Annotated in this window: 18 protein-coding genes; 7 read left to right on the top strand and 11 right to left on the bottom strand. The window is 73.2% G+C overall.

Translation table 11 applies throughout. The features are described 5' to 3' along the window. Positions 1-134 precede the first annotated feature (134 nt). The 3 genes from ACLJPL_RS20525 to ACLJPL_RS20515 form a co-directional block, all read right to left on the bottom strand. Positions 135-1028 carry a bile acid:sodium symporter family protein gene (locus tag ACLJPL_RS20525; RefSeq protein WP_411082315.1) on the bottom strand — a complete coding sequence of 298 codons (894 nt, stop codon included), beginning with the start codon at positions 1026-1028 and terminating at the stop codon, positions 135-137. A gap of 450 nt (positions 1029-1478) precedes the next feature. Beyond that, the gene (locus tag ACLJPL_RS20520) at positions 1479-3038 is read right to left on the bottom strand and encodes a glycerol-3-phosphate dehydrogenase/oxidase (protein ID WP_411082314.1); all 1560 of its coding nucleotides are present in this window, start codon (positions 3036-3038) and stop codon (positions 1479-1481) included. Beyond that, a complete protein-coding gene (locus ACLJPL_RS20515; RefSeq protein WP_411082313.1) occupies positions 3035-3673 on the bottom strand; it encodes a TetR/AcrR family transcriptional regulator in 639 nt (212 codons plus the stop codon). Before ACLJPL_RS20515 ends, ACLJPL_RS20520 begins: the two co-directional genes overlap by 4 nt. Before the next feature lie 81 nt (positions 3674-3754). Between ACLJPL_RS20515 and ACLJPL_RS20510 the strand changes: the two genes are divergently transcribed. The 3 genes from ACLJPL_RS20510 (at position 3755) to ACLJPL_RS20500 (ending at position 6802) form a co-directional block, all read left to right on the top strand. Next, entirely contained in the window at positions 3755-5350 is a 1596-nt protein-coding gene (locus ACLJPL_RS20510; protein WP_411082312.1) for an FAD-binding oxidoreductase, read from the top strand. A 224-nt stretch (positions 5351-5574) separates the two neighbouring features. After that, positions 5575-6468 carry a diacylglycerol/lipid kinase family protein gene (locus ACLJPL_RS20505; protein WP_411082311.1) on the top strand — a complete coding sequence of 298 codons (894 nt, stop codon included), beginning with the start codon at positions 5575-5577 and terminating at the stop codon, positions 6466-6468. Positions 6469-6529: 61 nt separating this feature from the next. Beyond that, the gene (locus tag ACLJPL_RS20500) at positions 6530-6802 is read left to right on the top strand and encodes a DUF3253 domain-containing protein (protein WP_411082310.1); all 273 of its coding nucleotides are present in this window, start codon (positions 6530-6532) and stop codon (positions 6800-6802) included. Positions 6803-6998: 196 nt separating this feature from the next. Here ACLJPL_RS20500 and ACLJPL_RS20495 read toward each other — a convergent pair whose 3' ends face one another. Together ACLJPL_RS20495 and ACLJPL_RS20490 are read right to left on the bottom strand one after the other, a co-directional pair. Continuing rightward, positions 6999-7937: an SDR family oxidoreductase gene (locus ACLJPL_RS20495; protein ID WP_411082309.1), complete on the bottom strand. Its 939-nt coding sequence runs from the start codon at positions 7935-7937 to the stop codon at positions 6999-7001. Between the two features lie 332 nt (positions 7938-8269). Continuing rightward, positions 8270-9064, bottom strand: coding sequence for a hypothetical protein (locus ACLJPL_RS20490; RefSeq protein ID WP_411082308.1), 795 nt, complete (start codon positions 9062-9064; stop codon positions 8270-8272). Positions 9065-9345: 281 nt separating this feature from the next. Here ACLJPL_RS20490 and ACLJPL_RS20485 point away from each other — a divergent pair, with 281 nt between their 5' ends. Beyond that, the gene (locus ACLJPL_RS20485) at positions 9346-9852 is read left to right on the top strand and encodes a hypothetical protein (protein WP_411082307.1); all 507 of its coding nucleotides are present in this window, start codon (positions 9346-9348) and stop codon (positions 9850-9852) included. 149 nt (positions 9853-10001) lie between these two features. Here the strand turns inward: ACLJPL_RS20485 and ACLJPL_RS20480 are convergent, their stop codons facing one another. The 6 genes from ACLJPL_RS20480 to ACLJPL_RS20455 form a co-directional block, all read right to left on the bottom strand. Then, complete coding sequence (locus ACLJPL_RS20480; protein WP_411082306.1) at positions 10002-10499, bottom strand: MarR family winged helix-turn-helix transcriptional regulator; 498 nt, start codon at positions 10497-10499, stop codon at positions 10002-10004. A gap of 294 nt (positions 10500-10793) precedes the next feature. Beyond that, positions 10794-13676 (bottom strand): BTAD domain-containing putative transcriptional regulator, encoded by a 2883-nt coding sequence (locus tag ACLJPL_RS20475; protein ID WP_411082305.1) that lies wholly within the window; start codon positions 13674-13676, stop codon positions 10794-10796. Positions 13677-13852: 176 nt separating this feature from the next. Next, a complete protein-coding gene (locus ACLJPL_RS20470) occupies positions 13853-14677 on the bottom strand; it encodes a shikimate dehydrogenase family protein (protein ID WP_411082304.1) in 825 nt (274 codons plus the stop codon). Next, the gene (locus tag ACLJPL_RS20465; RefSeq protein ID WP_411082303.1) at positions 14670-15737 is read right to left on the bottom strand and encodes a 3-dehydroquinate synthase family protein; all 1068 of its coding nucleotides are present in this window, start codon (positions 15735-15737) and stop codon (positions 14670-14672) included. Before ACLJPL_RS20465 ends, ACLJPL_RS20470 begins: the two co-directional genes overlap by 8 nt. Before the next feature lie 68 nt (positions 15738-15805). Further along, the gene (locus ACLJPL_RS20460) at positions 15806-16717 is read right to left on the bottom strand and encodes an ROK family protein (RefSeq protein WP_411082475.1); all 912 of its coding nucleotides are present in this window, start codon (positions 16715-16717) and stop codon (positions 15806-15808) included. A gap of 93 nt (positions 16718-16810) precedes the next feature. After that, a complete protein-coding gene (locus ACLJPL_RS20455) occupies positions 16811-17245 on the bottom strand; it encodes a type II 3-dehydroquinate dehydratase (RefSeq protein WP_411082302.1) in 435 nt (144 codons plus the stop codon). Positions 17246-17405: 160 nt separating this feature from the next. Between ACLJPL_RS20455 and ACLJPL_RS20450 the strand changes: the two genes are divergently transcribed. The 3 genes from ACLJPL_RS20450 to ACLJPL_RS20440 all read left to right on the top strand — a co-directional run bounded on the left by ACLJPL_RS20450 (position 17406) and on the right by ACLJPL_RS20440 (position 20656). Beyond that, entirely contained in the window at positions 17406-18572 is a 1167-nt protein-coding gene (locus tag ACLJPL_RS20450; RefSeq protein ID WP_411082301.1) for a DegT/DnrJ/EryC1/StrS family aminotransferase, read from the top strand. Next, positions 18569-19690 carry a Gfo/Idh/MocA family protein gene (locus ACLJPL_RS20445; RefSeq protein WP_411082300.1) on the top strand — a complete coding sequence of 374 codons (1122 nt, stop codon included), beginning with the start codon at positions 18569-18571 and terminating at the stop codon, positions 19688-19690. The genes ACLJPL_RS20450 and ACLJPL_RS20445 overlap by 4 nt, the downstream gene beginning before the upstream one ends. A 273-nt stretch (positions 19691-19963) precedes the next feature. After that, positions 19964-20656, top strand: coding sequence for an HAD-IA family hydrolase (locus ACLJPL_RS20440; RefSeq protein ID WP_411082299.1), 693 nt, complete (start codon positions 19964-19966; stop codon positions 20654-20656). Positions 20657-20926: the final 270 nt, after the last annotated feature.

The following is a 20926-nucleotide window of genomic DNA, read 5'->3' as shown; positions in this document are numbered from 1 at the left end:
CAGGACTTCCCGAGGTGACCGCCAGGGTGTGGTCCGACCTCGTCATGACCGCGGGTCTCAAGGAGGGGGAGACCCTCCTCTGCCCGCGGCCGGACGCCGGCGACCTGCCGTCATCGGGGTGTGAGCGCCGCCGGTCAGCCCACCGGCGCGGGCGCCTCCGTGGGGCGGCGGTGGCCGACACGGGTCATCAGCAGTCCTGCGAGCGCCGCGACGGGGTAGGCGAGTACCCCGTAGACGGCCGCCGGCACGGCCAGGCTGACGCTGCCGAGTACGCTGATCGCCAGTGTCATGGCGATCGCACTGTTGTGCACGCCGATCTCCATGGAACAGGCGATCGCCTGCTGTTTGTCCACGCGGGCCAGGCGCGGCACGAAGTATCCCGTGGCCAGGCTCAGCACACAGAAGACGAGTGCCACAGGCCCCGCGTCCACGAGATAGCCGGCGATGTCGCTCCGCTCGGCGAGCACCGCGCCGACGATCACCGCGACGAGCACGACGACCGACAGGTGGCGCACCGGGCGGTCCATGCGCCGTGCGAACGACTCCGAGCGCCGGCGCACCATCAGGCCGATCACCACGGGCACGAGCACCAGGGCGAAGACCTGGAGCACCTTGCCGAACTGCAGCCCGAGGCCGTCCTGCCCGATGCCCGGTTCGAAGTGGAGCAGGGCGAGGTTGGCGATGATCGGCAGGGTCACGACGGCCACGACCGCGTTGATCGCCGTGAGCGTGACGTTCAGTGCCACGTCACCGCCGAAGAGGTGGCTGAAGAGGTTGGCCGTCGTCCCGCCGGGAGAGGCGGCCAGCAGCATCATGCCGACGGCGAGCTCGGGGGAGAGGCCGAAGGCGACGACCAGGCCGAAACACGCGGCGGGCAGCAGCAACGCCTGGCAGAGCAGCGCTACGACGACGGCGCGTGGGTGCCGACGCACCCTGCGGAAGTCGTCGGCGGTCAGGGACAGGCCCAGCCCGAACATGATGACGGCGAGGGCGAGCGGGAGCATGACGGTGGCGATGGGAGAGTCCATGTGCGGCTTCGTCTCCTGGGCGAGGGGAGTGGGGCAGGCGGGGCGAGGGCGGCTGTGCTGAAGAGAACCGCACAGCCGGCTGTGCGCGAGCGGTCCCCGTCCGGCGAAAGCCCGTGGAGCGTCGTCCGCGCGGCCGGCCCCGGCGTCCGGGGCCGGCCGCGAGAAGGCGGGGCGTGCCGTGGGGTCGGTGAATTCGAGGGGGAAGAAGCCGAGTTCGTCGTGCCGGGCGTGCTCGGGGGCGATGCGGAGGGCGGTCTCGGTGCGGAAACCGATGCCGCGTCACTGGGCGCGATGGTATTTCTTGCGGCCCCTCACGGCTACGTCAGCGGCGGCTGCATGAAGGTAACGCTGCCATGTGTGCACTGTCAACACATGGGTGGGCCGGTCTCGCCGGTTCCGTGGGCCGGCGATGCCGTGCTCGGCCCCGGACCCGTGGCGAGGCCGGGGCCGTCACACCGTCTGCGCCAGCATCTCGTCGGCCGCCGCCACCGCCGCGGCCCGGTCCTCGGCGACCAGGCCGATGCGGGTGCGGCGGTCGAGGAGGTCGGCGGCGTCGAGTGCGCCCTCGTGGCGGACCGCCCACAGGAGTTCGGCGCGCGTGACGGGGTGGCCGGGCACGACGGGGCGGGCGAGGTCCGGGTCCTGGAGCCCGAGTTCGTGGACGGCGGTGGCTTCGGTGCCGTAGCGGCGTACGAGTCGCGCCGGGACGTCGAGGTGGGCGAGGGCCTGCGGCCGGGCGGCGCCCACGAGCGGCGTCGAGGCGGTGCGGCAGGGGCCCGCGGTCAGGGCGCGGGCGGCCACGGCGGCGTCAAGGGTGTCCTGTGCCATCCGGCGATACGTCGTCAGCTTGCCGCCCACCACGGTCACGACGCCGTCAGGAGAGGTGAGGATCGCGTGCTTGCGGGAGACGTCGGAGGTGCGGCCTTCCTCGCCGCGCGTGTCCAGGAGCGGGCGCAGACCGGCGAACGCGCCGACGACGTCCTCGCGGTGGAGGGTGATGTCGAGGGCGGAGCCGAGGACGTCGAGGAGGAAGCCGATGTCGGTCTCGGGGACCTCCGGCACGTCGGGGACCTCGCCGTCGACGGGTTCGTCGGTGAGTCCGACGTACACCCGGCCGTCGCCCTGGGGGAGGACCAGGACGAAGCGGTTGGTCTCGCCCGGGATCGGGATGTGCAGACCCGCGGAGAGCCTGCCGAGGTCCTGGTCGCGCAGGACGAGGTGGGTGCCGCGCGAGGGCCGCAGCCGGATATCGTCGACGAGTCCGCCCGCCCACACCCCGGCCGCGTTGACGACCGCGCGGGCGCGGATGCGCAGCTCCTCGCCGCTCGTCTCGTCCCGGACCCGTGCGCCGTCGCCGGTGAGTTCGAGTGCGCGGGTGCGCGTGAGGATCCGCGCGCCGTGCGCCGCCGCCGTGCGGGCGATCGCGGTGACCAGGCGTGCGTCGTCGGTGAGCTGGCCGTCCCAGGACAGCAGGCCGCCGCGCAGGCCGGTGGGGCGCAAAGGGGGAGCGAGGTGGCGCGTCTCGACGGCGGACAGGGTGCGGGGGGCGGGCAGCGTGCGCCGTGACGTACGGGCCGAGGCCCGCAGCATGTCGCCGGCGAGGAAGCCGGCCCGGGCCAGGGCGGCCTGACCACGGCTGACGAGCGGGGTGAGGGGCAGGACGAACGGCTGGGCGCGGACCAGGTGGGGGGCCGTCCGCTCCATCAGTACGCCGCGCTCGACGGCGCTCTCGTGGGCGACGTCGAACTGCCCGGAGGCGAGGTAGCGCAGTCCGCCGTGGATCAGCTTGGAACTCCAGCGCGACGTGCCGAACGCGAGGTCGTGCGCGTCGATCGCGGCGACGCTGAGCCCGCGCGTGGCCGCGTCGAGCGCGGCGCCGGCCCCGGTCGCGCCGAGTCCGACGACGAGGACGTCGACCTCGGCCCCGTCCGCGAGTTCGGCGAGTTCGCGGCTCCGGCGCTCGGCGTTCAGCGAGGAACCGGGCGGGCGGGGGCTGCTCGTGGGTGTCATGGGCTGAGGGTCCTCTCCAGCAGGATGCGCAGTTCGCCCAGGAAGGCGGCTTCGCTCAGTTCGGGATCGGTCTCGTCGGTCATGGTGCGCAGCGAGAGGGTGAAGGACTGCACGACGAGCAGCAGCGAGCGGGCCTGGAGGTCCACCGGCGCGCGCCGCACGGATCCGTCCTCGTGGCCCGCCGCGATCGCGGCGACGAGCAGCTCCAGGAAGGCTTCCTGGCTCGCGCCCCGGCGATCGAGGATGTACGGGAGCAGCATCTCCGGGTCCACGTCGAGGATCTTGTGGAAGAGCGGATGGGCCCGGAAGGCGGCGGCGCCCGCGGCGAGTCCGTCCACGATCCGTTCCCGGACGGACCGCTCGTCCGGGCCCTCCGCTATGGCCCCGGCGGCGACGGCGGTCCACTCACGGGTCATCAGGTCCCCGACGAGGCTGCGGACGTCGGGCCACCGGCGATACAGCGTCATCCGGGACACGCCTGCGCGCCGGGCGACGTCGGTCAGGGTCGTCCGGCGGACGCCGACGGCCAGTACGCAGTCGCGTGCCGCGTCCAGGACGCGATCGGCGTCCGAGCGGTTGCGCTCCGATCGGCCCGGCTCCGTTGGGTCCGAGTGGTTGTGACGAATGGGCGTCATCTGTCACAGTGTAATGCCAGGAGAGGTGGACGGCATCACCATCCGTGGATCAGAGGGTCAGATCGAGAGGAAAGCCTCGAAGTGGACATGTTGTGGAGCGGCTGGGGCGACCCGGCGAAGGCGGCCCCCCTGCCCGACACGGTGACGGGCCTGCTGCGTGACCTGCTGGGAGTCACTCCCCGCCCGAGCGGACCGTCGACCCTCGACGCCATCGACCTCCCGGCCCCGCCCCTGACCGACGAGGCGCGCACCGCGCTCGCCGGGGCACTCGCCGCTGAGGACGCCCTGCGGGACGACGCCGAGAGCCGCATCCGGCACACCCGGGGCAAGTCCACCCCCGACCTCCTCCGCATCCGCGCGGGCGAGGTCGACGACGTCCCGGCCGCGGTCGTGCTCCCGGGCAGCCATGACGAGGTGGTCGCCGTTCTGCGCGCCTGCGCCGCACACGGCGTCTCGGCCGTCCCCTTCGGGGGCGGCACTTCCGTCGTCGGCGGTCTCGCGCCGGAGACGAAGCGGCCGTTTGTTGCCCTCGACCTGCGCCGCCTCGACCGGCTGGTGACCGTGGACGAGGTCTCCCGCACCGCCACGCTGGAGCCCGGCCTGCGCGGCCCACGGGTCGAGGAACTCCTCAACGAACAGGGCTGGACCCTCGGCCACTTCCCGCAGTCCTTCGAGTGGGCGTCGGTGGGCGGCTTCGCCGCCGCCCGCTCCAGCGGCCAGGCATCGGCCGGGTACGGCCGGTTCGACGAGATGGTCCTCGCCCTCACCGTCGCCACCCCCGAAGGCACGCTGGAGACCGGACGCGCGCCCCGCTCCGCCGCCGGCCCCGACCTGCGGCAGTTGGTCCTTGGTTCCGAGGGCAGTCTCGGCGTCATCACCGCGGTCACCGTCCGCATCCGTCCCCTGCCCCGCAGGCGCGTCTACGAGGGCTGGCGCTTCGACTCCTTCGAGGCGGGCGCCGCCGCCCTTCGCCGGCTCGCGCAGGACGGCCCGCGCCCCACCGTGCTCCGGTTGTCCGACGAGACGGAGACCTTCATCGGGCTCGCCCAGCCGGACGCGATCGGCGCCCTGGACGGCCCGGGGAGCGGGGGTTGCATGGCGATCGCCGGCTACGAGGGCGCCGAGGGCGAGACCGAGGTCCGCCGCGCCGCCGCCCGCGAGATCCTGCTCGACGCCGGCGGCGAGTACGTCGGCGAGGAGCCCGGCGACCGCTGGGAGCACGGCCGCTACAACGCCCCGTATCTGCGCGACGCGCTGCTCGACGCCGGCGCCTTCGCCGAGACACTGGAGACCGCGGCGTTCTGGTCCGCGCTGCCCCGGCTGTACACGGCGGTGCGCGACGCGCTGACGACCGCCCTGACCGAGGCCGGCACCCCGCCGCTCGTCATGTGCCACGTCTCCCACACCTACGAGAACGGCGCGTCGCTGTACTTCACCGTCGTCTCGGCGCAGGGCGAGGACGCGGTCGCCCACTGGGAGCCGGTGAAGCGCGCCGCCAACGACGCGATCCTGGCGGCGGGCGGCACGATCAGCCACCACCACGGCGTCGGCACCGACCACCGCGACTGGTATGCCCGCGAGATCGGCCCCCTGGGCGTCCGCATCCTCCAGGCCGTCAAGACCGAGGTCGACCCCTCCGGCGTCCTCAGCCCCGGCGTCCTCATCCCCATCCGCTGAACCGAAGCCCTGGGCATCCGAAGCCTGGGCATCCGAAGCCCTGGGCATCTGAAGCCCTGAGAATCCGAACGTCAAGAATCCGAACGCCTGAGCAACCGAGCCCCCCAGCAACCGCCCCCTCCCCGTCGAACCGCACCCCTGCCGGTCGCGGAGTCCGCGCCCCTCCGGGCGGAGTCCGTCCGCCCGTCCGCCGTCCCCTTTCTCTCCCGCCGGAGGCCACATCCATGCGACAGTTCACCGCCGTCGTCAACCCCTCGGCAGGGGGGTCCAGCGGCACGGCGGCCCTGCTCCCGCTGGCCCGGCTGCTGCGGGAAGCGGGTGCGCGGCTCGACACCGTGTACAGCCGCAGTCTGGAACACGCCCGGGAACTCGCCCGCAGGGCCGGCGAGCAGGGGCACATCGTGCTCGCGGTCGGCGGCGACGGGATGGCCGGCTGCGTGGGCGGCGCACTCAGCGGTACGGACACGGTGTTCGGCCTGGTCCCCGCCGGCCGGGGCAACGACTTCGCCCGGGCACTCGGCCTGCCCGCCGACGCCTCCGGCCTCGCGCGGGTGCTGCTCGACGCCGAGCCGCGCCCGGTGGACACGATCGAGGTGGAGTCCGCCGCCCATCCGCGTATCTCCGTCCTCGGGAGCGTGTACGCGGGCGTCGACGCGGTGGCCAACCGCCACGCGAACGACTCCCGACTGCTGCGGGGAGCCGCGTCGTACTACGCGGGCGGCCTGCGGGCCATCCTCACCTGGAAGTCCGCGGCCTACCGCATCACCGTCGACGGGGTGACGCACGAGCGGTCCGGCTACACCGTCGTGGCGGCGAACTCCGGCTTCTACGGCTTCGGAAGGAACGTCGCCCCCGGCGCCCGGCTCGACGACGGACTCCTGGACGTCGTCGTCATAGGCGACGCGCCCAAGCGCCACTTCTTCGCGACGATGAACGAACTGAAGACCGGAGCGCACGTGCGACGCCCGCAGGTGGAGATCCTGCGCGGCAAGGAGATCCGCATCGAGGCGGACCGACCGCTTCCGTACGGCGCTGACGGCGAGGTCGACGCGACCCTCCCGGTGACGGCCCGGGTGCAGCCGGGAGCGCTCCGCATCCTGGCCCGCCCTGCGCGGTGACCCATCGGCGGCGGCCGGCCCGGCCCGAGCGCACCGCCCCCGCCGGTGGAACACTGGGGGTGTGACGGACGGCGGACGCGGTCTGGACCGGCGCATTGAGCGGGCGATCGTCGAACTGCTCGAGCGGCGAGGCCCGACCGGGACGATCTGTCCCTCCGACGCCGCACGGGCGGTGTACGCGGGGGACGACGACGGCTGGCGCGCCCTCATGGAACCGGTCCGTCGCGCGGCCCGGCGTCTGGTCGCGGCCGGCGAGGCGGAGATCACCCAGGGCGGACAGCCCGTCGACCCGGACCGGGCCAGGGGGCCGATCCGCATCCGCCGCGCCCGCTGACACGCCGGCCGCCCCCGCGTGACGTGGACGGCCTCCGGGCGACGGCGTTCGAGCGCCCGACGCTGCTCGCTGTGCGGCGCGACGCCTCGCGCCGACGCCGCGAACGCCTGCCGGAGGCTCTGATCGGGGCAGGGGCGTCCGTGGAGCGCCGAAACCGTGGACGGGCCGCGGTCGGCGCGGGGCGGGCAGCCCGACCTCAGGGGTCGCGCTGGGGAGAGGAGCGGGAGGCCCGGTAGGAGTCCCAGTCAGCGCGGCCTCCCGTGCCGAGGACCTCGGCGGCGGAGGTCAGCGCGCTGCGGGGGCGGGCCCGCAGCTCACGTCGGGTGACATGGGCGACGAGTCCCGGGAACAGGGGGCGCAGAGGCTGGCACCAGCGCAACCACGGCGGCGCGTAGATGTGGCGCGCGCGGTGGGTGATACCGGTGGTCAGCCACCGCGCGACCTGGTCCGGGGTGTGGACGCGGCGGGCAGGACGCGGCTGGTTCCGTCGCAGGGCCGCCAGGACGGGTTGGTCGTCGATGCCGTTGAGCATGTCGGTTCCGGTCCAGTGCAGATAGGCGATGCCGACCTGGACGCCGTCCGGTTCGACCTCCCCCCGCAGCGCGAGGGCGAACGACTCCGCCCCGGCCTTGGAAGCGCAGTAGGCGCTCATCATGGGCGCGGCGCCGAAGGCGGCCGTGGAGGCGACTTGCAGAAAGTAGCCGCGGGTGGCGGTGAGCTGAGGGAGGAACACCCGGGCGGTGTTGGCGGACCCGGTGAGGTTGACGTCGATGACCCGTCGCCACAGCTCGGCGGCTGTGCGGTCGAACGGCCCGCTCACCGCGATTCCCGCGTTGGCGACGACGACACTCGCGGGGCCGAGCCGCGCCTCCACCTGCCGTGCCGCGTCCGTGAGCGCCGCGGTGTCCGTGATGTCGCACTCGACGCAGATGTTCGGGGTGGACAGGGACGCGGCGGCCTCCTGAAGGGTCTCCTTCTCGCGCCCGAGCAGGGCGATGTGCATGCCCGTACCGGCCAGGCTCCGTACGAGGGCCTCACCGATGCCACGAGCGGCACCGGTGACGACCGCGACCCGCCCCCGCAGAGGACTGCCGGTATCGGGATGGGGCCCACGCCGACCAGGGGTGTCACGCATCATTGCTCCTCGCTGCCGCGCCGGTCGCCGGTTCGGCCGTACGATCCGGGTCGGCGGGCGGTACGCGCTCTATGGGGGAGTCGCCGCCCGGTCGACGGGGTGAAGGTCGTCCGGGCGGTCGTCACCGCCCACGCTGCACCGGCCCGACAGCGGGAGGGCGCCGACATGCCGGGCGGATCCGAACGAACTGCTCGCACCCTCCCCGGATTCCGCACGCCCCTTCCGGTCGCCGGGGCTCCGGTGCTCTCCGTACGACGTTCGCGCGGGAGCTGCGGGAGCTGCGGGAGCCGCAGGAGCTGCGGGAGCCGCAGGAGCTGCGGGGGCTGTCGGGATCACTGAGGAAGTTCCTCGGCGTATTCGATGGCCTCGCGGTGCTCGTGAACGCTCTCGCGGCCGTCCCGTGCCCTCAGCGACAGGTCACGGGCCAGACGACGTGTCAGTTCGCTCAGCCCGTCGTGCGGCGCGGCCCCCTCGACGTACTCGAGGATTTCCATGAGGGCCTTCAGCTCCCCGGTGTGGAGGGGCAGGTCGACGATCTCCTGCTTCTTTGCCGTGAGCTCCTTCACCGCGTGCCGCAGACCGGCAGCACTCCGCATGGAGGCGAGGCGCCCGCCCCCGTGCGATCGGTCCGCGTGTTCGCCCGCCTCCCCGTAGGCCGCGAGCCGCTGGAGCAGCTTGGCCGGCTCGGCGTGCGAAACACGGTAGAAGGGTCGCTCGTCGCTTCCCGCGTTACGGGCGTCGAGCTGTACCTCGGACAGAAACGCGGCGACGCGCCTCGGCTCGGGCGTGAGCCCGCCGCCCATCCAGCGAGCGGATTCCAGGAGCGCCCGACCGGACCCCTCGGGTATGTGAAAGAAGCACCACCCGGAGACGCCGCACCAGAGGAGGCCCGCCTCACCGCCGTCACCGAGAAACCTTCGCCGGAAGGCATGGGCGAACTCCACGCTCCCTTCCACGTCCCCCTCGAAGTCGTCCTGACGCGGGTCGTCGAAGTCCCCGTACGCCGAGATGGAGGCCACGGGGAGGTCCTCATCGAGCAGAACACCCGCCACGGTCACCATGTAGCCGCTGATCGCGGTCTCCAGGTCGTCCCGCAGCTGAACCGCGTGGTCGTCGTCGTACGTCAAGGTCGTTCTCCCGGGTCAGCGGCGGCGGCCGATCCCGCCACCCCTATCCCCGCTGCCCGGAGAACGCCTGCGCACACAGGTGCGGCTCAACCGAATGCCCGTCAGCCGGTGTCGGCACGGCCGTCCACGCCCGCCCGGCGTGGGGGACGGAAACCCACGGCGGGGCGGGGAGGGTGTGGTGACTCCCGGGTACCCGTTCACGGCGTAAAAGGATCATGGGATCCTGAGCTGAGCGGTGACGCCTTCCGGGCGCCACGTCCTGACGCCGAGGAGGCGCCTGTATGCCGGAAGAGCGCGGGACCGCCCATGTATGGGTCTATTCCCGTCAGTTCTACGTGGTCGATCCCGACCTCGGCACCGACCGGGTGCCAGGCATCGCGGACGCCGTCGGCGGGCTGATCGCCGTCGCGGAGGACGGGGCCGTCATCCTGACCGGATTGACCATCGGACCGGTCGAGGTCACCGTCATCACCCACGAGACCGAGCCACCGCCGCACGAGGGCGACTGGGAGGAGGTGGTGGAGACGTCGTTCATCTCCTCCACCGGATCGGCTTCTGTCACCTCCTGGGGGGACGGCGAAGTCGAGGACCTGCCCGACCTCGTCACCAACGGGCCGGGAAGCCACCGTCTGCGTGTCCATGCCCGCGGCCGTGACGAGGGACGTGCCAGGGACTGCCTCGGTCCGAACGACGACCCGGTCGAGGCGTACCTGATTCAGGTATGGCCCGCTCCCGCGGCGACAGAACGGATCATCCGCCGGACCGGCCGGGTCGCCCGAGATGCCTGACGGGCTTCCTGCCTGCCGCTGTGTGATCTGTCATGACTACGGCGACCGGGATGAGGCCGATCGCATGGACCGGCGCGAGGCCGCGGCGGGAGCACTGCTGGCGAGCGGTCAGGAACACCTCGACATCATCGAGGAGTTGCCGGTTGCCCTCACGCGCAGCCGGCCGATGGGGGCGCGGGGGGAGTGTCGGTGGCGCGCAGGCGGTCGAGCATCGCCTCGGAGGTCTGTGTCAGCGCGTCGATCTGAGCCTCGTCGAGTGGATCGGTCAGCCACTGGCGGATGTGCGCGGCACGGCGCGGGATCGCGGCGGTGATGGCCGCCAGGCCCTCGGGGCTGAGGGCGATGACGGTGCCCCGGGACGCCCCGGGGCACTGCTCGCGGGTGAGCAGGCCGCGGGTGATCATCCGGTTCAGGTGATGATGCAGCCGGCTCTTCTCGAACTGTGTGACATCACTCAACTCGAAGGCGCGCAGCCGCTGTTCGGGAGCCTGCTCCAGTGCGCTCAGGATCGCGAAGTCGGGTTCGGACAGGCCGGTGTCCTGGTGGAGCTGCTGGCCCAGCCGCCGCCAGAAGAGCACCTGGGTCTCGAAGAACGCGCGCCACAGGCGGTCTTCGCGGGCCGTGAGATGGTCTGCGGTGCTGCTCATGGGACGGAATCCTAGAGAGGGCGAGGGGAGGTTGACATGTCACCCCAGTGCGCCATGATCACGCGCCCGTGTCAACCCGTCCTCGTACGCCGCCCGTCCTCATGCGCCGCCCGTCCTCATGCGCCGCCCGTCCTCGTACGCCGCCCGTCCTCGTACGCCGCCCGTCCTCATCCCCCGCTCCGCCTCATCCCAGCCCCGGCCCCTCCCCGGTACGCCCCCCACCCCCGTACCACCGCCCGTCCCCGTCCACCGCCCGGCCGCGCGCGGGAGCGCCGACCGCCGGGGCCGTCTCCGTCAGCGGCACATCTGGTGCACGGCCTCCGGGCCCGGCGAGTCCGCGTTCTGCCGGTGCAGCAGCAGGAGCTGCCGCCGCGCGGTGACGGCGTGCGGAGACAGTTCCGCCGCGCCCCGGTAGCAGAGGAGAGCCGCCTCACGGGCGCCCGCCGCGGCGGCTCTGCCCCCGGCCTCCGTCAGCGACTGGACGATCTGCTGGACCAGTGCGGCGGTCGGCCGGCCGGTGGCGGCTGTCAGGGCCACGATCTGACGGTAGTGGTGGATCAGCAGATGCCCCTGGTCGGCGGGGAGGCCCGCGATCCAGGCGATGGCGCGGCGATGTCTGACCACCCGGTCCCGGCGGGCCAGTTGGGCGTACGCGACCTCTCGTACCAGACCGTGCCGGAAGACGTACCGCACATCGCAGGAGAGCGAACCCTGCCGGACCCGGCGCAGCAGGTCCTTGCGCTCCAGCTGGAGCAGACCCGCCGCCGCCTCATCGAGGTCCAGCTCCGACAGGGCCGCCACCCCGACCGCCCCGATCCGGCCGTCCAGCACCGCCGCGTCCCGCAGCAGGGTCTTCCAGGCGGGCGGAAGCGTGTCCAGCTGGGCTGCGACGACATTGCGCACCCGCCGCGGCACGGGCGGCGTCCCGTTGTGCGGCCGGTCCCGGAGCGCCCGGGCGAACTCCTCGGCGAACAGCGGCACCCCGCCGACCAGGGAGACGAGCTCCGCGTCCGTCCCGGCGTCGACCCGGCGGTCCAGCAGATGGGTCAGGAGCGCGGCCACCGTGTCGTCGGGGAGCGGGTCGAGCACCAGCGTCGTGGCGTCACGCTTCCCGCAGGACCAGCGCGGACGACGCTGCCGCAGCTCCGGGCGCGCGGTCACGACGACCAGCAACGGCACACGGACGAGGCGCTCGGTGAGGTCCTCCACATGATCCAGGAGCGCCCTGTCCGCCAGGTGCACGTCCTCCAGCAGCAGTACGGTCGGCTGCTGGGCCGCCACCTCCTCGATGAAGCGCCGCCCCGCCGCCCACAGCTCCTCCCGGGCGTCGGCGTCCTCGTCGGACCGGACCGCCGCCCCCCGGGCCGGGAGCACGACCTCGGGCCGCAGCCGGTCCAGCATCCAGGCCGCCCCGTCACCGAACCCCACCAGCCGGTGCAACGCCTCGGTGAGCTTCCGGTGGGCGAGCGCCTCCGGCTCGCCATCCGCGATGCCCGCGTACGAACGCACGACGGCGGCCAGTGGCGCGAAGGCCCGTCCGCCGCCGAACGCCGGTACGCGCACCGTGAGTTGCCGGACCGGCCGCGAGCGGTTGCGCAGCGTGCGGCCGAACTCCGCCACCAGGCGGCTCTTCCCGAGGCCCGACTCGCCGAGCACCGTGGCCAGATGGGGCCGGTCGCGGCGCAGCACGTCGGTCAACAGGCCCGTGAGGACTTCGAGTTCACGCTCGCGCCCGACCAGCCGGGTGCTGGGCAGCGCCGGCGCGGGGGAGGGCAGGACGACGCTCACCTCGCGCCCCGCACCCGTGTCGCCCGGCGTCGGGTGGTCGAAGAGGTAGCCGCTGGCGCGCCGTGTGGTCTCGGAGATGCGGACGCCGTTCCGGCCGGCGACGGCGAGCAGGGCCTCGCACTCGTCCAGCACCGCGCCCGTCACCTCGGCGGGCTGGTCGTCGCCCGCGTCGTCGTACGTGGCGAGGACCTCACCGGTGGCCACCGCCAGCTCCACCCGCATGCAGCAGGCCCCTGCGCCGAGCCGCTCGCGGATGGCCAGCGCCAGCCGCACCGCACGCCGCGGGTCGTCCTCGTACGCCCGGGGAACGCCGAAGAACACCGGGCGCACGGAACCCAGGGTGCCGCGCACCAGCCCGCCGAACCGGCCCGCCTCCTCGACGACGATGCCGGTGAGGTCCCGCAGGGCCTCGTCGATCTGCTCGGGGTCGTCCGCACCCGCGTCCACCCGCGCGCGGATCAGCAGGACACTGGCCTGCTTGCGTTCGGTCATCGCCCGGGCCCGGCGGCGCGGCGGCGTCGAGAGGCCCGGCGGGGCGGGGGCGGGAAGGGTTACGGGGCGCTCCGCGGGCACCGGTACGGGCAGGGGGGACACCACCCGCACGCCCGTGTGGTCCGACGCGGGCAGGGGATGGTCGGCCGCGGGCGCGTCGGGCGCCGACTGCCAGGCCAGTGCGGGGCGTTGGTTGAGGATCGCGCGCTCCAGGTCCTGGAGCTCCGGCGCGGGATCGAGACCGAAGCCGTTGACGAGCTCGTCACGGATGCGCTGGTAGACGGCGAGGGCCTCCGGCTGCCGTCCGCACCGGTAGAGGGCCAGCATCAGCAGACCGCAGAGCCGCTCGCGGACCGGTTCCTCCTCGGCCAGGGCGGCCAGTTCGCCCACGAGCTCGCGGTGCCTGCCGAGCGCGAGTTCGGCCTCGGCGCAGTCCTCGAAGGCCGTCAGCCGGGCCTCCCGGACCACGGCGAACTCCGGCCAGGCGACGCCGTTCTCCGACACATCGGCCAGCACCGGGCCGCGCCACAGGGCGAGCGCCTCCCGCAGCAGCCCCGCCGCCGTCGCCCACGACTCGGACGCGAGCGCGGCACGGCCGCGCTGCACCAGTTCCTCGAAGCGGGTCAGGTCGATCTCCGACGCGTCGACGCGCAGCACATAGCCGGGCGGAGACGTCGTCAGCGACACGGACCCGCCCTCCGAGAGAGCCCGGCGCAGCCCCGCGACCGCGTTCTGCACCATCTTGCGGGCCGTGGGCGGCGCGCCCTCCCCCCACAGGGCCTGGACGAGCTCCCTGGTGGCGACGACCTTGTTGGGATGCAACAGGAGATAGCCCAGCACCGCACGCTGATTGACCCCGCCGAGTTGCACCGGGCCCCCGTCACGCGTGGCTTCCAACGGACCCAGCAGATTGAACCGCATCACATGCCCCCCGCTCGTGGCCGGCCGCGGGGGACACAGCGAGGCACCGTGCGCACGCGGCCGTTGGGCCGGTCCGATCGGCGTGTCGAATGCGACCCGGCGGCCAGCATAGGAGAGAACGCCTGTGCCGCCCGGGTCGCTTAATGGGCTGTTCACAGAATTGCCGCGCGGGTGGCCCCTCCCGGTTCGAGGCGGAAGAACCGTTGGTAGAGGGCGACTTGATGGCCCAGCATATGGATGCCGTGATGGACGGGAAGGCCCAGTTCGGCCGCCCTCCTCAGCAACTCCGTCTCCCGGGGGCGCATCACGATGTCGGCCACGACCGAACCCGGCGGCAGCCGGTCCGGCGCGAACGGCAGCGGATCACCGGGCCGGAGCCCCAGCGGAGTGGCGTTCACGGCCACGTCCGCGTCATGCAGACGAGGCGCGGCCGAGCCGGTCGTGCGGCCGGGCGCGCTGCCCTCGAGACGGCCGGTCAGCGTGGCCACCCGGTCCGGATCGGGGTCGTACACCGACAGATGCGAGGCCCCCGCGCCGAGGAGCGCCGCGGCGATGGCCGTGCCCGCGCCGCCGGCCCCCGCCAGGAAGATCCGCTTCCCCCGCGGATCGTGGCCGGCGCTCAGCAGACCGGCGACGAACCCCGCGCCGTCGAAGTTGTCGCCGTACCAGCGGCCGTCCGCCTCGCGCCGCATCGCGTTGGTGCTGTTCACCAGCGCGGCGGCCGGGCTCAGTTCGTCCGCGTACCGGCAGGCTTCGATCTTGTGCGGGACGGTGATGAGCAGACCGTCCAGATTGCCGATGCGCTGCAACCCGCCGATGACCGCCCCTAGCCGGTCCGCCGGCGCGTGTACGGGAAACAGCACCGCGTCCAGCCCGAGGCGCGCGAAGACCGGATTGAGCAGCGCCGGCGCCTGCACCTGCGCGACCGGGTCGCCGAGCACCGCGTACAGCCGGGTGCTTCCGCCGATGTCAGGCACGGGCGACCGGCTCCCTGGGCATGGCGTCCAGGGCGTCGGCCACGACCTGTTCCGGGACGTCCTGTACGAGTTCGGCGCCCCGGGGGCCGTCCAGGACGAAGGTCAGCCCGTCCGTGGCCTTCTTGTCCAGCCGCATGAGCGCGATCAGCGCGGCGACGTCCGCGTCGGCCGGCAGCCGGGCCGGCAGTCCGTACCCCTCGACGACCGCGGTGTGCTCGGTGACCCGTGCCGGGCCGATCCGGCCGAGCGCGCCCGCCAGCCGGCCCGCGAACACCGTGCCCACGGCCACCGCCTCACCGTGCCGCAGCGCGAAGTCGGTGGCCCGCTCCAGGGCGTGCCCCAGGGTGTGACCGTAGTTGAGCAGATGCCTGGGGCCCGCGTCGCGTTCGTCCGCGGCGACGACGGACGCCTTCAGCGCCACGCTCGCGGCGATCTGCTCGTGCAGCGGCAGTCCGCGCAGGTCGCCCGCCCCGATGAAGTGGCAGCGGGCGATCTCGCCGAGGCCGTTGACGTGCTCCCGGGGCGGCAGGGTCTGAAGGTAGTCGGTGTCGCAGAGCACGGCACTGGGCTGCCAGTACGCGCCGACCAGGTTCTTGCCCTGCGGCAGGTTCACCGCCGTCTTCCCGCCGACGCTCGCGTCGACCTGCGCCAGCAGGGACGTGGGCAGATGGATGACGGGCACGCCGCGGTGGTAGAGCGCCGCCGCGAGCCCCACGGCGTCGGTGGTCGTCCCGCCGCCGCACGAGACGACCGCGTCCGACCTGCCGAGCCCGAACTCGGCGAAGCGGGAGCAGAGTTCGCCGACCCAGGCCAGTGTCTTGTTCCGCTCACCGTCCCGGGCCGGCACCACCAGGGACGGCACTCCGGGATCCGGCGTCCACTCCGGCGGCCTGGCCGAGACCACGGCGACCCGCCTCGCCCCGATCGCGGCCACCACCTCGGGGAGCGAGTGACGCACACCGGGGCCGATGTGGACGGGGTACCCGCGGCCGGGCAGCGACACATCGATACGCCTGGGGGCCACGGTGGGAGGGGTGGTCGTGGTCGCAGGGGTGGTCATGGGTCTGCTCCGCATCTGTCGGTTCTGGGCGCCTGGATCCTCGATGGCGTGTGGGGCGTCGGCCGTCCTCACCGGCCGCGGGCCAGGGACACGGCCCCGTACAGGGACGACAGTCCGCCCAGCGCCGCCGGCCGTACCGGGACGGGGGGCGCACCCGGCCGGGCCAGCCGCCCGGCGCGTTCGCCGACGAGCTGGACGAACCCCGGCAGCCCGGCGGCGAAACCCCCGCCGATCAGGACGAGTTCGGGGCGGGCCAGTTCGCACAGGCCGACCACGGCCGCCGCGAGCGCCTCGCCGCTCTCCTCGACGGCGGACGCCGCCCAGTCCGCCCCGGCCGCGAGGCCGTCCCGCAACCCCTCGAAGGACACGGGCAGACCCAGGAGCCCCGACGCCCGGCGCAGCGTCGCCGGGCCGGAGGCCAGCGCCTGCACACAGCCGCGCCGCCCGCAGTCGCAGCGTTCGCCGGCCCGGTCCACGACGATGTGCCCGACCTCGCACGAACCCCGGCCCGGCCCCGGAATCGGCCGGCCGTCCACGACGATCCCGCCGCCGATCCCGGTGCCGACCCCCAGATAGACCAGATCGCGGCAGCCGGCCCGGTCCGCCTCGGCCAGCGCGGCCAGGTCCCCGTCGTCCGCGACCCGCACCGCCGCCCCGGGGAACAGCCCCCGCAGCTCCTCGCTCAGCCCGAGTCCGGCCCAGTGCGGGCGGCCCGGCCAGGTGACGACCCGGCCCGTGCCGTCCAGCGTGGCCGGCATGGCGATCCCGACAGCCTCGACGGGGCCGCCCCACTCCGTCCGCAGCACTTCGACCTGGCGGGCCAGGGCGGCCAAGTCCCTCACGCTGTCAGGCCGATGAGGGGCGGACGGCCCCGGTGGCGTGGGCCATCTGAAGACCGAACCCACGGCCCGCGCACCCTCGCCCCCGCCCGCGCCCTCGATGCGCAGGGCGACCTTGGTGCCGCCCACGTCGATTCCCAGATAGCCGATGACGACTCCCGATTCCGGCCGATGACCACTTCCTCTTCCGGTGCGCCCGTGCGCGTCCGGTGCGCCCGTGTCCAGGCACGGCACTCAGCGAGGCACCTTGACCAACAGCGCCTGGGCGGCCAGCCGGTAGCCGTCCGCGCCCAGCCCGACGATCGCGCCGTCCGCGAGCGGGGCCAGCACCGACGTGTGCCGGAAGTCCTCACGGGCCCACACGTTCGAGAGGTGGACCTCGATCCACGGACGGGGGTACGAGGCCAGGGCGTCGCGCAGGCTCCACCCCGCGATCATCAGCGCGCCGGGGTTGATGATCGCCCCGACCGTGTCGTACGCGCCCTGCACCGCCTGGATCAGCTCGCCCTCGGACTCGCGTTGCACGGAGGTGACTTTCCAGCCCCTCTCCGCGACCTCCCGGGCCACCGACTCCTCGATATCCGCCAGCGTGTCGGTGCCGTAGATCTCCGGCTCACGGCGGCCGAGTATCCCCAGATTCGGTCCGTTCAACAAAAGCAGCTCGGTCATGTCCCCGTTATAACAGCCGCACTTCCGGGCTTTCGCAAAACGAACGGAAAGAACCTGGGACAGGAGAAATATAGGGGGGTCGCTAGGGGCAGTGACGGCCCGCCATTGTGTGGGTTAGCGTGCCGAAATCCGCATCCTCGACGAGAAAGGCAGCGGAATTATGGGCGCGATCGACTACCCGGCTCCGGAGTTCCCCCAGTGGCCGCAGTACGACGCCGAGGAACGTGAAGGTCTCATCCGCGCGCTCGAACAGGGCCAGTGGTGGCGCATGGGCGGCAGCGAGGTCGACTCGTTCGAGAGGGAGTTCGCCGAATACCACGGCGCCGAGCGGGCGCTGGCCGTCACCAACGGCACACACGCCCTGGAGCTGGCCCTCCAGGTGCTGGGCGTGGGCCCCGGGACCGAGGTGATCGTGCCCGCGTTCACCTTCATCTCGTCCTCCCAGGCGGCCCAGCGACTGGGCGCGGTCGCCGTGCCCGTCGACGTCGACCCGGACACGTACTGCATCGACGTGGCCGCCACCGAGGCCGCCATCACCGAGCGCACCCGGGCGATCATGCCGGTCCACATGGCCGGCCACTTCGCCGACATGGACGCCCTGGAGAAGCTCTCGGCCGACAGCGGCGTCCCTGTCATCCAGGACGCGGCACACGCCCATGGAGCGCAGTGGCGCGGCCGGAAGGCCGGCGATCTGGGATCGATCGCCGCCTTCAGCTTCCAGAACGGCAAGCTGATGACCGCGGGGGAGGGCGGGGCGGTCACCTTCCCCGACAACGCCTCCTACGAAGAGGCGTTCCTGCGGCACAGCTGCGGGCGGCCCTTCAGCGACCGCAAGTACTTCCACCGGACATCGGGCTCCAACTTCCGGCTGAACGAGTTCTCCGCCAGTGTCCTGCGCGCCCAACTGCGCCGCCTGGACAGCCAGATCGCCACACGCGAGCAGCGCTCACCGCTCCTGAAGCGGCTGCTGTCCGAGATACCCGGGGTGGTGCCGCAGGGCCGCGACGAGCGCGCCGACCGGGTCCCCCACTACATGGCGATGTTCCGCGTCCCGGGCATCACGGAGGAGCGGCGCAACGCGCTCGTCGACGAACTCGTCGCCCGCGGACTCCCCGCCTTCGTCGTCTTCCGCGCGATCTACCGCTCCGACGGATTCTGGGAGACCGGTGCGCCGAAGGAATCGGTGGACGAGCTCGCCCGCCGCTGCCCCCATACCGAGGCCCTCACCGCGGACGGCATCTGGCTGCACCACCGCACCCTCCTGGGCACCGAGCAGAACATCCACCGGGCCGCGGAGATCATCGCCGACGCCGTGGCCACGGCATGACGGCATCCGGGGGGCGCGAACACCCGGTCAGGGTCGCGCTCGTGGGCCTGGGCTGGGCCGGCAGATCGATCTTCCGGCCGCGCCTGGACAACCACCCGCTGTACGAGGTCACGGCGGTCGTCGAACCCGACGCGTCGGTCCGCGAACAGCACGCCGGCATCGGCCCGCGGGCGCTCGCCCACGACGCCGACCTCGATCCGGCCACCACCGACCTCGCCGTCGTGGCCGTGCCCAACCACCTCCACGCCCCGGTCGCCACCCGGCTGCTGCGCCGCGGCATCCCGGTGTTCCTGGAGAAGCCCGTCTGTCTGAGCGTCGCCGAGGCCGACCAGCTCGCGGACGCCGAACAGGCCGGCGGCGCGGTCCTGCTGGCCGGCAGCGCGGCCCACTACCGTACCGACGTACGGGCGCTGAGCGCGCTCGCCGCCGAGCTCGGCCCCATCCGGCACATCGACCTGGCCTGGGTGCGCGCCGGAGGGGTGCCGGACGCCGGAGGCTGGTTCACCAGCCGCCGGTTCGCCGGCGGCGGAGCCCTCGTGGACCTGGGCTGGCACCTCCTGGACACGGTGGGCTCGCTGCTCGGACCGGCCGACTACGAGCAGGTCGTCGGCACCGTGTCCGACGACTTCGTCAACCGCGGCTCACGCCGGGCCTCCTGGCGACGGGACGGCGGGGAGGCCGCCCCGGCTCCCACGGGCGACGGCGACGTGGAGGACACCGCCCGCGGCTTCCTGATCACCGGCGGCGGTACGTCGGTGGCACTGCGCGCGAGCTGGGCCTCGCACGAGTCGCGTGACGTCACCCGTATCACCGTCGAGGGGAGCGGCGGCACCGCGACCCTGTCCTGCACCTTCGGATTCAGCCCCAACCGCCAGGAATCCGTGCTGACCCGCACCCGGGACGGCGTCACCGTGGAGGCGCCGCTGACCGCCGATCCGGTCGGAGCCGAGTACGCCCGCCAGCTCGACGACCTCCACGGCAGACTCACCGACCCCCGAAGCCGGGGAGCGGCCGTGGCGCAGGCCCGGCAGACCATCGACGTGATCGAGCGGCTCTACGCCTCGGCCCGCACCGCCGGAAGCCGCCACCCGCTCCCGGCCGGTGACGCCGCGCACTGAGCCCCGCCCCACCGGCCGCCGCCCACCGGGCACGGCCGGACCGCGGGCCGTACGACCGCGTACGGCCGGCACACAAGCCGTCCCACCAGGCACGGCAGGACCCCGGACCGCCCGACCGCGTACCGCAGGCCGTGCGGTCGCCTACCGCCGAACCGCGGGCCGTGCGCCGTCGCACAGCCGGATCGCAGTCCCCGACCGCGTACCGCCGAACTGCAGGCCGTCCGACCAGGCACGGCCGGACCACAGGCCGTCCGAACAACCACCGGAGACCTCATGCCCACCCCGCTCCACCCGCCCTCCACCACGTCCACGGCGCGCGCGGCCGTCCCCCGCGCGGTGATCTTCGACCTCGACGGTGTGATCGTGGACAGCTTCGCCGTGATGCGGCAGGCGTTCCTGACCGCATACGCCGAGGTCGTCGGCGACGGCGCAGCCCCGTTCGAGGAGTACAGCCGCCACCTGGGCAGGTACTTCCCCGACATCATGCGCATCATGGGACTGCCGACCGAACTGGAAGCCCCGTTCGTCCGCGAGAGCTACCGCCTCGCCGGCGAGGTGACCGTCTTCGACGGCGTACGCGAACTGCTGCCGGAGCTCGACCGACGCGGACTGCGGCTCGCCGTGGCCACCGGCAAGAGCGGTCCGCGCGCCCGTTCCCTGCTCGACCGGCTGGGACTCCTGGACGCCTTCGAGCATGTCATCGGGTCCGACGAGGTGGCCCGCGCCAAGCCGGCGCCCGACATCGTGCTGCACGCGCTCGACCTGCTCGACGTGCCGGCGTCCCGGGCGATGATGGTCGGCGACGCGGTCACCGACCTGGCCAGCGCGCGCTCCGCCGGCGTCACCGCGGTGGCCGCCCTGTGGGGCGAGACCGATGAGCCCGCCCTGCTCGCCGAACGACCGGACGCCGTCCTGCGCAGGCCCGTCGATCTGCTGGAGCTCTGCCCGCAGAGCCTGACGGCCTGACACGGCATTCCCCTCACCACGTGGCCCCGGCACTTCTCGTGCCGGGGCCGCACGCCGTTCCGGAACCCCTCGGCAGTGAGGGCCGGTTTAGGGGGTTGGTTAGGGGAAGCCCCGGCCTTCCCTACGACAACACTGATGCATGCGAACGACATTATGCCGGGCGTTTCTGTGAGCTCTGCTCGCGCCTCGCTTTCGCCCCGAGCGGCGCGCCCCGCGCATGCCCGACCGAGGCGCCGGACACGGTATGCCGCCCCTGGCGCAGTGCACCGG

Origin of the sequence: Streptomyces sp. cmx-18-6, from assembly GCF_046548915.1 — a bacterium.
Classification (GTDB): domain Bacteria; phylum Actinomycetota; class Actinomycetes; order Streptomycetales; family Streptomycetaceae; genus Streptomyces.
Note: the sequence above shows the minus strand (reverse complement) of the source record. Positions and strands in the feature narration are given on the sequence as shown.